The 13,351-nt window shown below is 71.5% G+C and carries 17 protein-coding genes; 8 read left to right on the top strand and 9 right to left on the bottom strand.

From position 1 onward, the window contains the following. Positions 1 to 242: 242 nt before the first annotated feature. Together C2L59_RS25460 and C2L59_RS25455 are read right to left on the bottom strand one after the other, a co-directional pair. Positions 243 to 1,025, bottom strand: coding sequence for a hypothetical protein (locus tag C2L59_RS25460; RefSeq protein ID WP_103352025.1), 783 nt, complete (start codon positions 1,023 to 1,025; stop codon positions 243 to 245). A gap of 28 nt (positions 1,026 to 1,053) precedes the next feature. Then, a complete protein-coding gene (locus C2L59_RS25455; RefSeq protein WP_103352024.1) occupies positions 1,054 to 1,392 on the bottom strand; it encodes a hypothetical protein in 339 nt (112 codons plus the stop codon). A 162-nt stretch (positions 1,393 to 1,554) separates the two neighbouring features. Here C2L59_RS25455 and C2L59_RS25450 point away from each other — a divergent pair, with 162 nt between their 5' ends. Beyond that, positions 1,555 to 2,793, top strand: a complete 1,239-nt coding sequence (locus C2L59_RS25450; RefSeq protein WP_146060430.1) for a hypothetical protein — start codon at positions 1,555 to 1,557, stop codon at positions 2,791 to 2,793. A gap of 1 nt (position 2,794) precedes the next feature. Here C2L59_RS25450 and C2L59_RS25445 read toward each other — a convergent pair whose 3' ends face one another. Then, positions 2,795 to 4,021, bottom strand: coding sequence for an RNA polymerase sigma factor (locus C2L59_RS25445; RefSeq protein WP_103352022.1), 1,227 nt, complete (start codon positions 4,019 to 4,021; stop codon positions 2,795 to 2,797). Beyond that, positions 4,018 to 4,341 (bottom strand): YciI family protein, encoded by a 324-nt coding sequence (locus C2L59_RS25440; RefSeq protein ID WP_103352021.1) that lies wholly within the window; start codon positions 4,339 to 4,341, stop codon positions 4,018 to 4,020. Before C2L59_RS25440 ends, C2L59_RS25445 begins: the two co-directional genes overlap by 4 nt. A gap of 320 nt (positions 4,342 to 4,661) precedes the next feature. On the opposite strand from C2L59_RS25440, the gene C2L59_RS49200 reads away from it, so the two are divergent. Both C2L59_RS49200 and C2L59_RS49195 read left to right on the top strand, forming a co-directional pair. Continuing rightward, entirely contained in the window at positions 4,662 to 4,799 is a 138-nt protein-coding gene (locus tag C2L59_RS49200; RefSeq protein ID WP_233223667.1) for a hypothetical protein, read from the top strand. A 38-nt stretch (positions 4,800 to 4,837) separates the two neighbouring features. Further along, on the top strand, positions 4,838 to 4,981 hold the full coding sequence (locus tag C2L59_RS49195; RefSeq protein WP_233223666.1) for a hypothetical protein: 144 nt from the start codon (positions 4,838 to 4,840) through the stop codon (positions 4,979 to 4,981). Between the two features lie 9 nt (positions 4,982 to 4,990). On the opposite strand, the gene C2L59_RS25430 is transcribed toward C2L59_RS49195, so the two are convergent. Both C2L59_RS25430 and C2L59_RS25425 read right to left on the bottom strand, forming a co-directional pair. Further along, complete coding sequence (locus C2L59_RS25430; protein WP_103352020.1) at positions 4,991 to 5,971, bottom strand: hypothetical protein; 981 nt, start codon at positions 5,969 to 5,971, stop codon at positions 4,991 to 4,993. Between the two features lie 3 nt (positions 5,972 to 5,974). Next, the gene (locus tag C2L59_RS25425) at positions 5,975 to 6,520 is read right to left on the bottom strand and encodes a hypothetical protein (RefSeq protein ID WP_103352019.1); all 546 of its coding nucleotides are present in this window, start codon (positions 6,518 to 6,520) and stop codon (positions 5,975 to 5,977) included. A gap of 151 nt (positions 6,521 to 6,671) precedes the next feature. Here C2L59_RS25425 and C2L59_RS25420 point away from each other — a divergent pair, with 151 nt between their 5' ends. Continuing rightward, on the top strand, positions 6,672 to 7,133 hold the full coding sequence (locus C2L59_RS25420) for a phage tail protein (protein ID WP_103352018.1): 462 nt from the start codon (positions 6,672 to 6,674) through the stop codon (positions 7,131 to 7,133). A 51-nt stretch (positions 7,134 to 7,184) separates the two neighbouring features. Here the strand turns inward: C2L59_RS25420 and infA are convergent, their stop codons facing one another. After that, positions 7,185 to 7,397 (bottom strand): translation initiation factor IF-1, encoded by a 213-nt coding sequence (gene infA, locus C2L59_RS25415; protein WP_103352017.1) that lies wholly within the window; start codon positions 7,395 to 7,397, stop codon positions 7,185 to 7,187. Further along, entirely contained in the window at positions 7,397 to 8,095 is a 699-nt protein-coding gene (locus C2L59_RS25410; RefSeq protein ID WP_103352016.1) for a GNAT family N-acetyltransferase, read from the bottom strand. The genes infA and C2L59_RS25410 overlap by 1 nt, the downstream gene beginning before the upstream one ends. A 243-nt stretch (positions 8,096 to 8,338) precedes the next feature. Here C2L59_RS25410 and C2L59_RS25405 point away from each other — a divergent pair, with 243 nt between their 5' ends. The 4 genes from C2L59_RS25405 (at position 8,339) to mtnA (ending at position 12,065) form a co-directional block, all read left to right on the top strand. Then, positions 8,339 to 8,965 carry a glyoxalase gene (locus tag C2L59_RS25405; RefSeq protein WP_103352015.1) on the top strand — a complete coding sequence of 209 codons (627 nt, stop codon included), beginning with the start codon at positions 8,339 to 8,341 and terminating at the stop codon, positions 8,963 to 8,965. A 55-nt stretch (positions 8,966 to 9,020) separates the two neighbouring features. Continuing rightward, positions 9,021 to 9,812 (top strand): Fpg/Nei family DNA glycosylase, encoded by a 792-nt coding sequence (locus C2L59_RS25400; RefSeq protein WP_233223664.1) that lies wholly within the window; start codon positions 9,021 to 9,023, stop codon positions 9,810 to 9,812. 134 nt (positions 9,813 to 9,946) lie between these two features. After that, complete coding sequence (locus tag C2L59_RS25395; RefSeq protein ID WP_103352013.1) at positions 9,947 to 10,741, top strand: PIG-L family deacetylase; 795 nt, start codon at positions 9,947 to 9,949, stop codon at positions 10,739 to 10,741. Positions 10,742 to 11,063: 322 nt separating this feature from the next. Next, a complete protein-coding gene (mtnA, locus tag C2L59_RS25390; protein ID WP_103352012.1) occupies positions 11,064 to 12,065 on the top strand; it encodes an S-methyl-5-thioribose-1-phosphate isomerase in 1,002 nt (333 codons plus the stop codon). Between the two features lie 42 nt (positions 12,066 to 12,107). On the opposite strand, the gene C2L59_RS25385 is transcribed toward mtnA, so the two are convergent. After that, positions 12,108 to 13,298: a cytochrome P450 gene (locus C2L59_RS25385; RefSeq protein ID WP_103352011.1), complete on the bottom strand. Its 1,191-nt coding sequence runs from the start codon at positions 13,296 to 13,298 to the stop codon at positions 12,108 to 12,110. Positions 13,299 to 13,351 lie beyond the last annotated feature (53 nt).

Here is a 13,351-nt window from a genome sequence, read left to right as displayed (position 1 = left end):
AAGGCAGAGCAAAAGAGCGCGCCAGCGCGCACCACGAAAACGCACGAGATCCCCCTCGTCAAAGACACCAGCACAGAGCCGGGCCCCCGACGAACCCAAGATCACCTTGACTGATCAGCTCGCGAAAAGGAATAGGCCAAGTGGGGTATTCGCCGCAGAGCCCGCAGTCGCGAAAAAGCCGCCAATGCGCGTTTTACTCTCAAACGGGACATTTCCCGGTTGCCATTCGCACGAAGGCTCACTCAGCGCCATCGGTCGATCGCAGGCCAGGCGGCCAAGGCGGTGGCGAGATGACCACCGAACGCGACGGTTCCTTCGTGAGACGCATAGGCGATCCACGAGAGCGTGTCGTCGCTCCAAACGCCTTCGGCGCCGGTGTACCGAGGCGCGAAGAGGTCCACGTCGAAGAGGTAGTCCTCGCCGTACTCGCGCAGCTCCGTCACGCGACCCCCGCCGCGTTCGCGCAGCGCGGCGCGCACGTGCTCGACGGGCTCCTCCTCCCAGAGGGATGCCTCGGCCAGGACCAGCACGTCCGGCGGCATCGGCGCGGCGATCATCGGGTGCCACATCCGGCCGTCAAGCCCCCATCGCCGGTGCAGTGCCTGCTGCCGGGCGGCGGACTCGGCCGGGGCGAGCACGCGCCGGTACGGCAGGGGCGCGACCTGCAGGTCGTGACGATCGGCCCACCCCCGCACGGCCGAGGAGAACAGCCCCCGTTCCTCGGCCATCGCGGCCGCCGCCACCTTGCTGGACGCCGGTGTGGTGAACGCCGACTGGGCCGTCGCCGCCTTTTCGAGCTCATCGACCAGGCGCGGCAGCGCGGGAAGCCGATCGGGGTCGAGCTGCTCGACCCGGGCGAGAATCGCCGCGACGACGTTGTAGCGCGGGAAGATCCGCCAAGCCTCGGGCTGGTGACCGAACCCGGCGCGTTCCTGGCCGAGCAGCTCGGTGTACCGGTCGACGAGCTCGTCGTAGCGCGCCATCAGGTACCGGCGAGCGGTTACGTGCAGCGTGAGGGATTCCACCCCAACAGGTTCCCACAGCCCCGGCCGATCACCGGTCGAGGCTGCGCCGGGCGTACTCCCCCAGCGTCAGCTCCTCGCACACGCACCCCTGGAAGAAGCGGATCTGCCCGGGTTCGTCGGCCAGCCGCTCCCACGCCGCGCGGCCCGCTGGTTCGTCGAGTTCGCTGAGCAACGTCGCCGCGTACGCGCGACCTGCCGGGGTTCCCTCCTCGACCACCCGCTCGAGCAGCGGGATCGCCTGCGCGCCCAGGTGAGCCAGGTGCCGGTAGGCGGCCGTGCCCGGGTCGACCGCTCCGGCGAAGCCCCGGCCGCCGAACGACAGGAGGCGAGCCGTGAGCAGCTCTGTCACTGCTTCGCTGGCGTCCATCGTCCTCCACGGAAACGGGTTGGCTCGCCACCGGCTATTCGGTGATATTTTCACCCTACTCCATTCAGCGCGCGAATCCACCCGTTGAGGCCAACGTTCCCACCCCACACCGACCGATATCCTGGGGCGCATACCGGCAAACACACAGGATGTGATCGATCCATGACAACCATGGAAACCGGCGAATCGGCCAGGCTTCTCGAGAAGCTCGCCACGCCGCTCGTCGGGGACTGCCCGGATCCGGAACTGCAGAAATCCCTTGTCGCCGCCCTGGAGGAGGGGATCAAGAAAGATCCTGCCAAGTTCGACAAGCACCTTCTGTTCGTCGGTGCGCTCGAACTGCCCGTCATCCCGGGTCCGTCCGAAGAGGGGGCGTTGTTCGACCGTGTCGACCTGATCAACCTGCCGTCGATCACCGAAACCAAGGACAAGGCGCCCATTCACGCCCTGGCCACCAACCTGAACGGGTTCCCGCTGGTGCAGGCGGTCGGCGCCGCGCGGCAGCTCGTGCGCTACACCCTGCTCACCATGATGGCCGCGCACCAGCTCGACTACCTGCGCAAGAGCGGCTTCGTCGGGAACGGGTGGAAGGTGCTCGTCGAGATCCACTACTACCGCCGCCGGCAGGGGATCGGGCGGGACACGCTCCACAAGGACACCTACGGGGAAACGCTGTTCGTCAACCTCAACTACGACACCGACGTGGTCATTCCCGGCCCCGAATACGTCCTCAACCCGGCCGTGGTCCCGCACCACGAAGAACAGATCCAACTGTCGCTGCCGCCGGAATTCCGGACCGACCTGCAATGGGTCCGCGACCGGCTCGGAAAACCGGCCGAGATCAGCATCGCGTCGATCAAGCCCGACCAGTTCGTCGCGTTCGTGGACGAGGCCGTCCACCACATGAGCCCGCAGCTCGGCGGCCGGACCGTGAGCGGGAGGCAGCTCGCCGCGTTCCTGACCAAGACCTACGGCGAAGACGTGGTCCAGGACGCCGGCCGCGCGCGGAAGGCGTTCCGCGACGCGTGCTCGGGTCTCGGCGGGTTCTTCCGCTCGCTGACCAACGACACCAAGCCGTTCTCCAGCTACCTGAAGGTGATCCCCACCGCGGACGCGAACACGTGGTTCAACCTGATGGAGATCGTCGAGACGCCGGACACCGAAGTCAGCCGGCTCAACCTGCTCGACGCCGGCCTGAGCGGCGACGTCATCGACCGGCTGCTCGACGAAAACTGGCCCGGCTACCGGAAGGTCTCCATCCCGCCCGCCAAACCGGTGCCCCTGGCCGACGCCCCGCTCAAGCGGCAGGCCAGCGACGACGCGCTCAACAAGCGCGTGCCGCCGCCCGCCGCCGGTGATCGCCGGTTCTTCCGGACCTGGGTGCGGGTCGTCAAGGGCTGAGCTACCGCAGCCGGTCGCGGCGCCGGGTCAGGGCTGCCGTCTCGGCGCTGTTGCCCGCCAGCTCGATGGCCCGGTCGTACGCCGCCCGTGCCTCCTTGCCGCGGTGGAGGCGGCGCAGCAGGTCGGCGCGGGTGGCGTGGAAGGCGTGGTAACCGGCCAGCTTGTCCCCGAGCCGGTCGACGGCCGCCAGCGCCACCTGCGGGCCGTCGAGCTCGGCGACCGCGATGGCCCGGTTGAGCGCGACGACCGGCGACGGGTCGAGGCGGACGAGCTGGTCGTAGAGCGCGAGGATCTGCGACCAGTCGGTGTCGCGCATGTCGCGCGCGGACGTGTGCACGGCGTTGATCGCCGCGAGGACCTGGTAGCGACCCGGTGCCACCCCGGACACCAGCCGCTCGCGCACCAGCCGGTGCCCCTCGGCGATCAGCGCCGTGTCCCACGCCCCGCGGTCCTGCTCGTCGAGGGCGACCAGCTCGCCGCTCGCCGAGACGCGGGCGGTGCGGCGGGCCTCGGTCAGGAGCATCAGGGCCAGCAGCCCGGTCACCTCGCCGTCCTCCGGCAGCAGGGTGTGGATCAGCCGGGTGAGGCGGATCGCCTCGGCGGTCAGGTCGTGGCGCACCGGGTCGGCGCCCGGCCCAGTCGCCAGGTAGCCCTCGTTGAACACCAGGAAGAGCACGGTGAGCACGCCGTTGACGCGAGCCGGGAGGTCTTGGGCGGACGGCACGCGGTACGGGATGCCGGCCGCCTTGATCTTGGCCTTCGCGCGGGTGATCCGCTGCCCCATCGTGGCTTCGGCGACCAGGAACCCGCGGGCGATCTCGGGCATCGTCAACCCGCCGACCATGCGCAGCGTCAGCGCCACGCGGGCGTCCATGGCCAGTGCCGGGTGGCAGCAGGTGAAGATCAGCCGGAGCCGGTCGTCGCCGATGGCGCCGGGCGGCTCGGGTGGGTCGTCACCGGACAGCACCTGGGCCTCCTTGTGCTTGTCGTCGCGCTTGCTCTCGCGCCGGATCCGGTCGATGGCCTTGCGCTGGGCGGTGGTGGTCAGCCAGGCGCCGGGGTTGGGCGGCACGCCGTCGGCCGGCCAGCGTTCGACGGCGACCGCGAAGGCCTCCGCCGTCGCCTCCTCGGCGACGTCGAGATCGCCGAACCGCCTGGTCAGGGCGGCGACGACGCGCGCCCACTCGGCGCGGTGGGCCCGGGTGACCGCTGCTTCGACGTCGTTCACCGGAACGGCCGCACCTCGATCTTCCGGTCACAGGCTTTCGACGCCTCCGCGGCGAGCTCGAGCACCACGTCCAGGTCGGGCGCCTCCCACACCCAGAAGCCGGCGAGGTACTCCTTCGACTCGACGAACGGCCCGTCGCTGACCACCACCTGCTCGCCCCGGTGGTCGACGACGGTGGCCGCGTCGGTGTCGGCGAGCCCGCCGGCGAAGACCCAGTAGCCCTCGGCGATCAGCCGGTCGTTGAACTCGCTGATGGCGGGCTGCCGGTCGGTGCGGCCGGGGTTGCTCTTGTCGTCGACCACGGAAACCAGGTACTGCATCCGAACTCCTCGCGTTTGGGACGGCTTCACCACGGCTACGAACACCGCCGGCCCGATCCGACACTCTCGCCGGGATTGTTTCGGAGGATCTTCCCGCGCCGCGATGCCAAGCTGTACCGCACGGGTCCGGATCGGCCGTGGACGTTGACGCTGCCCGCCGGCGCGTTGCCCCCGGCAGCCGTCGAGGGCGGACACCGGGTGCACGACCGGCCGCAGCCGGTCCGGGGCCTGGGACGTCGTGACGCTGTCGTTGGACTCGTGGCACGGCCGGCAGACCCCGGACCCTTCGGTCGCTGCACCGGCGGCTCACCGAGCTGTGGGTGGCGCTCGCGGCGGAGACGGGCGCGTTGTCCGGCCGGGTCGAGGACGAGTGGTCGCTGGAGCAGATCCGGGCGGAACTGCGTGATCCCCGCTCGGGTGACACCCGCCGCCGCCGGGAGCCTGGCCGGAGTGGCTGAGCTGGTCGACCTCCTTCGACGCCGGCCGCCACCGGGCGTTGCCGCCCGTTCCGGCGGTGCTGGGCGCGGTGGTCCGGCGGACGGCCGGCGAAGCCGCGGTGATCGAGTTGTCGGACGACCCGGCCGCGGTGGATCCGGTGCGGTTCGCCCGGCCGAACCGCGTCTTGGCCACCGCCGGGTGACCGAGGTCGTCAGCCGGCGCGGCTCGCGCGGGCCTCGGCGATCCGTGCTTCCAGCGCCTCGAACCACTGCCGCCCCGGTTCGCCGCAGCTGTCGCGGATCTCGTGCTTCAGCTCGGACGTGTTCGCGTTCAGCGTCCGCACCATGGTCAGCCCCTGGTCGACCTGGACCCGCAGTTCGCCGTGGGAACGGGCCAGCTGCGCCGCGGCCGCACGCAGTTCGGCCCGTGCCCGGCGGCCGCCCGGCAGCCAGTTCGGGGCGGTGTACCGCGAGCGGCGCACCACGTACGACATCGTGCGGAGCGAAGCTTGGGCGGACTGGTAGGCCACGTGCGCGGTGTCGGCGCACTGGTAGGACTCGCGGTGGAACGTCCGCAGGGCCGGGAAAGCGACGTCGACCCGGCCGGCCGGGCGCGTGCGCAGGTTCGCCAGCCGCGCCTGGACCCGCTCGCCCTGCCGGCGCACCCGCTCGTTCTCGGCGCGGACCCGCCGCAGGGCGCGGTCGGCCTCCGCCGTCGCGACGCGGATCTGCTCGACGGTGACGCGGTCCGGACGGCGGTCCCACCGCGCGATCGCGACAAGCACCGCGATCCCGGCCAGCGCCGCGAAGACGAACAGCGGCAACCCGTCCGCGATGACGTGGTCGGTGCGCCCGGCCCGGGTCAGCTGCGCGAAGACGGCGACGTTCACCACCGCGAGCAGGACCCCGGCCCGGCCCAGCAGGCCGAGCCACCGCTTCCCCGGGCGAACGGACCGGCCGCGCAGCCGGCCGTCCCGGGCCAGGACGAGGCGGACCAGCACCAGCGCGAGCAGCGGCGAGGCGATCATGGCCCAGCGCCATTCCGCCAGGTAGGGCGCCAGCGCGGGCGCGCCGCTGGAGGCGATGCGGGCCGCGATCGCCGGGGCCGCCAGCACCATCGTCAGCGGCAGGCCGCCGAACACGGCCAGGACGACGAGCGCGCACCCACCGCAGCCGTTGCGGTCACCGGCCACGGATCACCGACGCCGTCCGCGGTCGCCACCGCGCTTGACGCCCGCCTTCCGGGCGTTCGGCGTGCGCGTGGCCGGCACGAGCGCGGTGGCCCCGGTGCCGTTGAGCACCTTGTCGACGACGAGCGCGACGCCACCGGTCAGGTCGGAGTGGTGCTGGACGAGCATCGTGGTGAAGTGCTGCGTCAGCTCGATGTAGGCCCGCCGTTCCGCCAGCTCCAGCCCCGGCTTGACCGTCTCCGCCTGCATGTTGACCATGCACCGGCGGATGTCCCGGGCGCTGAGGTCGGCCTGGCCGAGCCCCGCTTGCATTTGCCGCAGCGACTCGGACGACTCCTGCCGGCGTCGTTCGAGCAGCGCGAGCGTGATCTCCTTGGCGTCGGCGGCCTGCGTCTTCTCCAGGTTGATCCGGCGCATCTCGCTGACCAGGGCGTAGGACTCGGCGATGACCCGGCCGGCCGCGCCGAGCGGGCTCAGGGACTCGGCTATCCGCGACACGGCGTCGCCGAAAACCAGGTGCCCGCCGACCGTGCTGACCAGACTCCTCGACACGCGAACCGCCTTCCGGGGACAGCATTTCCGGTACGGAGTCGTGCCGCCGCGGCGGGCTGTTACACACGCCGGGCGTTCGAGTGGTCCACCGCCACTGCCTGCGCATACGCTGAGGCCCGATCGACCGGACACCCACGCGGAGGACTGCGCCATGCCCTATGCCGTCGACTTCGGGACCGTCTCGACCACCGGCCTGGAGACGTCGCCGGTCGCCGGCGCGCTCGCGGGCCTGCGGGCGAACGAGGCCCGCTACTTCAAGAACAAGTACGACCACGTCTTCACGGTCGAGCCCGCCGCCGACGCCCGCCCGGCGATCGACTGGGTGCACCGGATCCTCGAGGAGGAACGCGGCATCGTGATCGCCTCGCCCCCGCTCGAGGCGACCGCGTTCCAGGTGGAGAACATCCGGATGACGTACGTGTTCTACGAGAGCGGCTTGTCGATCAACGTGATGTACACCGTCGACGAGGGTGGGAAGCGGGCGGTGGGGTTCAAGCTGTCCGACGGGATGGAGGTGCCGGAGGAGCTCTCGTCGTTCAGGTTCGCGCGGCAGAAGTCGAAGCTGGCGGGCACGATCAGGGGCTCGTACTTCGTCATCAAGGGCGAGTACTGACCGCACCGCGCGGGGAGACGCCGCCCGGCGACGCCTCCCCCTTTCGCGGCCCTACGTCCGGTACCGGAACAGGATCCGCCCCCGGTCGAGGTCGTACGGGCTCACTTCCACCAGGACCCGGTCGAACGGCAGGATCTTGATGAAGTTCTTCCGGATCTTCCCGCTGATGTGCGCGAGCACCTTGTGCCCGTTCTCCAGCTCCACCCGGAACGTCGCGTTCCGCAGGCACTCGACGACGGTGCCTTCGACTTCGATCCCGGCCATCAGCGCAACACCAGCTCGAGGTTGCTGCCCACCCGGCGGGCTCCGGCGCCCTCGACCAGCGCCACCGCCGCCGAGTTAGCTTCGTTCACTTCGGCCGATGCCGCCGGGATTCCCCTGTGGTGCAACACATCCAGCACATGAGCGAGCAACGCACGGCCGATTCCGCGTCGTCGCCGATCCGTCCGGACCGCGAGCAGCCCGATCCGCGGCTGCCGCGTCACCGCCGCCAGCCGGAGCAGGCCCACGTAGTCGCCCGCGGACTCCGCCACCACGTACTTGGTGACGTCCGGGATTTCCGGGCGGGGCAGGATTTCCGCCGGCATCTCGTGCCAGCCCACCGCCGCCTCGACTTCGGCGCGGATGACGTCTTCGGCCGAGCGCAGCAGCCGCTCGTCGGACGGCGGGCCGATCGTCACGTCCGCGGGCACGGAACCCGCGGCCCGGGCCGTCGGGAGGACGTACTCCCACTCGCGGCGCCGGGTCGCGAAACCGGCCGATTCCCAGCGGGACCGCAGTTCCGCGTCGGCTTCGTCGACCACTGTGTACAGCGGCCTCGGCAGGGTCGGCAGCATGTCCGCCGCGAGCCGCGCGAAGTCCGCGTCGTCCCACGTGTCGATGCTGAGGAAGAGGCGGCCGTCCGGCCGCCGGGAAACTTCTCCGCGGCCGGTGGGGCCCGGCCGCTCGTGCAGGTGGTTCATGGTGTCGCCTTTCGGGAGGAGGGCTCCCGGCGACACCTACGTCAGCCGCCCGCCCGTGACGACGAGAGGGAGCACCCACTGCGTACAACGTTCACGGGTCTCACCTCCTCGGGCCGGGCCACGGTCACCGGCAAGCTATCAGCACCGCACGCGTCCCGCCCACTCCTTTTTCCGGAGCCGGCCGCCAGGACCGGTCAGGAATCGAGAAGCGCCGGTCAGCGCGCCGGACCTAGCGTTACCGGCATGACGAACAGCGAAATCATCACCCTCGAAGTCACCGACCCCGCCGCCGCCGAGCGCTTCTACGCCGACGCCTTCGGCCTCACCACCCAGCTGCGCTTCCGCGCCTCGGCCGCCCCCAGCGCCGGCTTCCGCGGGTTCACCCTCTCCCTCACCGTGCCGCAGCCCGCCGACGTCGACTCCCTCGTCGGCACCGCCCTCGAAGCCGGCGCCACCACGATCAAGCCCGCCACGAAGTCCATGTGGGGCTACGGCGGCACGGTCCGGGCCCCGGACGGGACGATCTGGAAGCTCGCCACCTCCGCCAAGAAGAACACCGGCCCGGCCACCCGCAAGATCGACGCCGTGGTGCTGCTTCTGGGCGTCGCCGACGTCGCCGCGAGCAAGAAGTTCTACATCGATCGGGGGCTGGCTGTGGGGAAGAGCTTCGGCAAGATGTACGTCGAGTTCGAAGCGGGGTCGAGCCCGGTGAAGCTGGCCCTGTACCGGCGCAAGGCGCTCGCGAAGGACGCCGGAGTCTCGCCCGAGGGCAGCGGCTCGCACCGCATCGCCGTCGGCGGCGCGTCCGAACCGTTCACCGACCCGGACGGGTTCGTCTGGGAGACGACCGCCGCCGCGAGCCTGTCCTGATCGGCCGCGGACCTGACGATCGGCGTTCCGGACGACCTTCCGGCAGACTGGCCGGGTGCCCGAACTCCCCGAGGTGGAACTCGCCCGTCAGGTCCTCGCCGGTGCCCTCGACCGGGAGATCCGGGACGTCGACGACCACGACGACTGGGTCTGCCGCCCGCACGCGCCCGGGGACATCGCCGGGGCCCTGACCGGTGGGCGCCTCACCGGCGCTCATCGGCGTGGCAAGACCCTGTGGTGTGAAACGGAAAACCGGGACGGGCGGGCCGGGCCGCAGCTCGGGTTGCACCTCGGGATGGCCGGGCAGCTGCGGTTCGGCGGGAAGAGCGGGCCGCCCGGGCGGGCTCGTGAGCGGGACGAAAAGCCCGAGTGGTTCCGGTTCGGGATCACCTTCGCCGACGGCGAACGGCTGCAGCTGTTCGACACGCGGCGGCTCAGCCGGGTGCGGCTCGATCCGGACCTCGACGCGCTCGGGCCCGACGCCGGGGAAATCTCGCGCCGCGATTTCGCCGAGCGCGTCGGCCGCGGGCGGGCGCCGCTGAAGGCGCGGCTGCTGGACCAGTCGGTGGTGGCCGGGATCGGCAACCTGCTCGCCGACGAGACCCTGTGGCAGGCCGCGCTCGGCCCGGCCCGGCCGGTGAACGAGCTGTCCGGCGACGACCTCGCGCACCTGCACAAGGCGCTGCGGAAGGCGTTGCGCGCGGCGATCCGCCACGGCGGCGTGCACACCGGGGAGATCATCGGCCACCGGCGTGCGGGTGACCACTGCCCGCGCTGCGGGGCGGAGATGACCCACGGCACCGTCGGCGGCCGGTCGACCTGGTGGTGCCCGAAGGAACAGTCCTAGCGCCCAGGCCGGCGGGGACGTGGGGTCCGTGGTGCCGGCGACGTGCTGTTTTCGTCCACGGTCGCGGCCCCTGGCGGGCAGGTGCGCATCCTCGCGGGCGGTTTTTGTCGGTGGCAGCCGGTACCGTCGCGGACATGGGAACACTGGTCACCTTCCACGCCCACCCGGACGACGAATGCCTCCGCACCGCGGGCGTCATGCGCAAGGCCGTCGAAGAGGGGCACCGGGTCGTGCTCGTCGTCGCCACCAAGGGCGAGGTCGGCGAGGTACCCGACGGATTCCTCGCCGAGGGCGAGAAGCTGGAGGACCGCCGCGTCCAGGAGTCGCACGCGGCGGCGGAGATCCTCGGCGTGGAGCGCGTCGAATTCCTCGGCTACCGCGACTCGGGGATGATGGGCGAGCCGACGAACGACGACCCGGCGTGCTTCTGGCGCGCCGACGTCGAGAAGGCGGCCGAGCAGCTGGCGGCGATCCTGCGCGAGGAGTCGGCGGACGTCCTGACGGTGTACGACGACAACGGCGACTACGGCCACCCGGACCACATCCAGGTCCACCGCGTCGGCGTGCGCGCGGCCGAGCTGGCGGGCACGCCCCGGGTCTTCCAGGCGACGTTCAACCGCGAGTTCATGCAGCGCGGCTTCGAAGCGGCGGTGGCGGACGGCGTGATCCCGCCGGAGGCGGCGCCGAAGCCGCCGGAAAACGTCGAGTTCGGCAAACCGGAGGCCGAGATCACGGCGGCGGTCGACGTGTCGAAGTACGCCCCGGTGAAGCGCGCGGCGATGCGGGCGCACCCGAGCCAGATCAGCGAGGACATGTTCATGCTGGCCATGCCGGACGACGCGTTCACGTTCGCGTTCGGCACGGAGTGGTTCATCCGCGCAGGCCAGGGCCCGGGCATCACGGAAACCGACCTGATGGCCGGCCTCTGACCCCTCGCCGGTCCGCAGCTTCTCGTGATGCCCCGCCAATCACGAGAGTCCCGTCTCCAATCACGCGAGTCCCGGCCTCGCTCACGCGAACCGACCCCGCAGGTACGCGAGTCGACCCTCTGGGTACGCGAGTTCGCCGCTCCGGTACGCCGCACTCGCGTGACCGGACCCGTCACTCGCGTGATCGGGGACGGAACTCGCGTGATCGGGGACGGAACTCGCGTGATGGCGGGGCATCTCGCGTGATCCCGGGGGCATCACGGGTGGGTGGTCTCGTTCTGCCGTTCAATGGACGGGGACGTCACGGCTGGAGGGAGCGCACGTGCGCAGGACCATCGACTGGGTGGATGGCGCCGTCGTCGTCATCGACCAGACCGCGCTGCCCGGCGAGTACCGCCTGCTCACCCTGCGGACCGTCGGCGAACTCGTTGACGCCGTCAAGCGGCTCGCCGTCCGGGGGGCGCCCGCGCTCGGGGCCGCCGGGGCCTTGGGCGTTGCGCTCGCCGCTCAGCGAGGCGGCGGCGACGTCCGCCAGGACGCCGAGCTGATCGCCCACGCGCGGCCCACCGCCGTCAACCTCGCCTGGGGTGTCGAACGCGCTCTCCGGAAGCTCGATCAGGGCCCCGACGCCGTTCTCGCCGAGGCCCTCGACCTGCTCGCCGAAGACGAACGGCTCAACGAGACCGCGTCGAGGTACGCCGCCGAGGTGGTGCTCGGCGCCACCTCGCGGCGGCCTCTCCGGCTGCTCAGTCACTGCAACGCCGGGCGGCTGGCCACCGTCGGGTGGGGCAGTGCCCTCGGTGTCGTCTGGCACCTGCACGGACGCGGGCTCGTCGAAGAGGTGCTCGTCGACGAGACCCGGCCGCTGCTGCAGGGCGCCCGGCTGACCGCCTGGGAGCTCGCGGAGGCGGACGTTCCCTACCGCGTCCAGCCCGACGGCGCCGCCGCCGCGGCGATGGCCCGGGGGCTCGTCGACTGCGTGCTCGTCGGGGCCGACCGGATCGCCGCCAACGGGGACGTCGCCAACAAGATCGGCACCTACGGCCTGGCCATCGCCGCGAAACACCACGGGGTGCCGTTCGTCGTCGTCGCCCCCTCGTCCACTGTGGACTCAAGGCTCCCCGACGGCACCGGCATCACCATCGAAGAACGCGACGCCCGCGAGCTCACCCACTACGCCGGCGTGCCCGTGACACCGCCGGACGCCGGCGTCTTCAACCCCGCCTTCGACGTCACCCCGCACGACCTCATCACCGCCGTCGTCACCGAGCACGGCGTCTTCGGGGGCGCGGGCCGATCTCGCGACCGCCGTCCGTCACCGTGATGGCCGAGGCCGGGCACGAGACTTCCCCGTGCCGGCTCGTGGTCACCACCCGATCGGCATCGACCGCGGTCCGCGGACGAGCATCTGCGTCTTCCACACGATATCGCCGGCCAGGTGCAGCCCGGGCAGCTCGGTGACCAACGCGCGCAGCGCCTCCTGCAGCTCCATCCGGGCCAGCTGCGCGCCCAGGCAGTGGTGGACGCCGTGGCCGAAGCCCAGGTGGTGGTTCTCCGCCCGGTCGAAGCGCAGCTTGTCCGCGTCGTCGAACTGGAGCCCGTCGCGGTTGGCCGCGCCGACCGCGACCAGCACCGGCTCGCCCGCGCGCACCAGCACGCCCCCGACCTCGACGTCTTCGGTGGCGTACCGCGGGAATGCCGCGCCCGCCCCCAGCGGCACGAACCGCAGCAGCTCCTCGACCGCGGCCGGGATGAGGTCCGGGCCGGCGCACAGCCGCTCCCACTGCTCGTGCTGGTCCAGCAGCGCGTAGACGAAGTTCGGGATCTGGCTCGCGGTCGTCTCGTGCCCGGCGACGAGGATGCCGACGCACAGGTCGACCAGCTCCAGCTCGGTCAGCCGGTCGCGGACGTCGCGGGCCTCGATCAACGCCGTCATCAGGTCGTCCTGCGGCTGCGAGCGGCGCTCCGCGATCAGGCCGCGCATGTAGTCCCGCAGCTCCTCGCGGTTGCGCTCGAACTCCTCGGGCGTCAGGCCGCTGGTCGACAGCGCCGCGTCGCTCCACACGCGGAACCGCGGCCGGTCGGCGACCGGGACGCCGAGCAGCTCGCAGATGACGGCGACCGGGATCGGCAGGGCGTAGGCGTCGACGAGGTCGGCGGGCGCGCCGGCCGCCTTCATGTCCGCGATCAGCCCGGCCGCGAGCGACGCGACCCGCGGCCGCAGCAGCTCGACGCGACGCACGGTGAACGCCTTCGCGACCAGCGTCCGCAGCCGCGTGTGGTCGGGCGGATCCATCTGCAGGATGCCGCCGTCGCGCTGCACCGGCGAGCGGCGAGGCGCGTCCTTCTCCTTCTCCATCGCCCGCGAAAACCGCCGATCACCCAGGACGAGCCGGGCATCGGCGTACCGGGCGGCCAGCCACGCGGGCTCCCCGTAGGTCATCTTCACCCGGATCAGGCCCTCGGCGTCCCGGGCGGCCGCGTAGGCCTCGTCGAGGTCGAGCCCCGCCTCCTCGTTGAACGGGTAGGCGACTGGCTCGGTGTGGGTGGCGGTCATGCGGAAACCCCCGTGCTCCAGTTTGTAAGCAGCTGCTTACAACGCTACACAGT

This window comes from Amycolatopsis sp. CA-128772 (genome assembly GCF_002904295.1).
In the GTDB taxonomy this organism is placed as follows: domain Bacteria; phylum Actinomycetota; class Actinomycetes; order Mycobacteriales; family Pseudonocardiaceae; genus Amycolatopsis.
Note: the sequence above shows the minus strand (reverse complement) of the source record. Positions and strands in the feature narration are given on the sequence as shown.

Excerpts from the sequence above, each read along its gene's own strand:
- C2L59_RS25420 (WP_103352018.1), top strand. The coding sequence starts at position 6,672 with ATGCCCTATGCCGTCGACTTCGGGACCGTCTCGACCACCGGCCTGGAG.
- C2L59_RS25385 (WP_103352011.1), bottom strand. The coding sequence starts at position 13,298 with ATGACCGCCACCCACACCGAGCCAGTCGCCTACCCGTTCAACGAGGAG.
- C2L59_RS25455 (WP_103352024.1), bottom strand. The coding sequence starts at position 1,392 with ATGGACGCCAGCGAAGCAGTGACAGAGCTGCTCACGGCTCGCCTCCTG.
- C2L59_RS25440 (WP_103352021.1), bottom strand. The coding sequence starts at position 4,341 with ATGCAGTACCTGGTTTCCGTGGTCGACGACAAGAGCAACCCCGGCCGC.
- C2L59_RS25395 (WP_103352013.1), top strand. The coding sequence starts at position 9,947 with ATGGGAACACTGGTCACCTTCCACGCCCACCCGGACGACGAATGCCTC.
- C2L59_RS25405 (WP_103352015.1), top strand. The coding sequence starts at position 8,339 with ATGACGAACAGCGAAATCATCACCCTCGAAGTCACCGACCCCGCCGCC.
- C2L59_RS25450 (WP_146060430.1), top strand. The coding sequence starts at position 1,555 with ATGACAACCATGGAAACCGGCGAATCGGCCAGGCTTCTCGAGAAGCTC.
- C2L59_RS25410 (WP_103352016.1), bottom strand. The coding sequence starts at position 8,095 with ATGAACCACCTGCACGAGCGGCCGGGCCCCACCGGCCGCGGAGAAGTT.
- infA (WP_103352017.1), bottom strand. The coding sequence starts at position 7,397 with ATGGCCGGGATCGAAGTCGAAGGCACCGTCGTCGAGTGCCTGCGGAAC.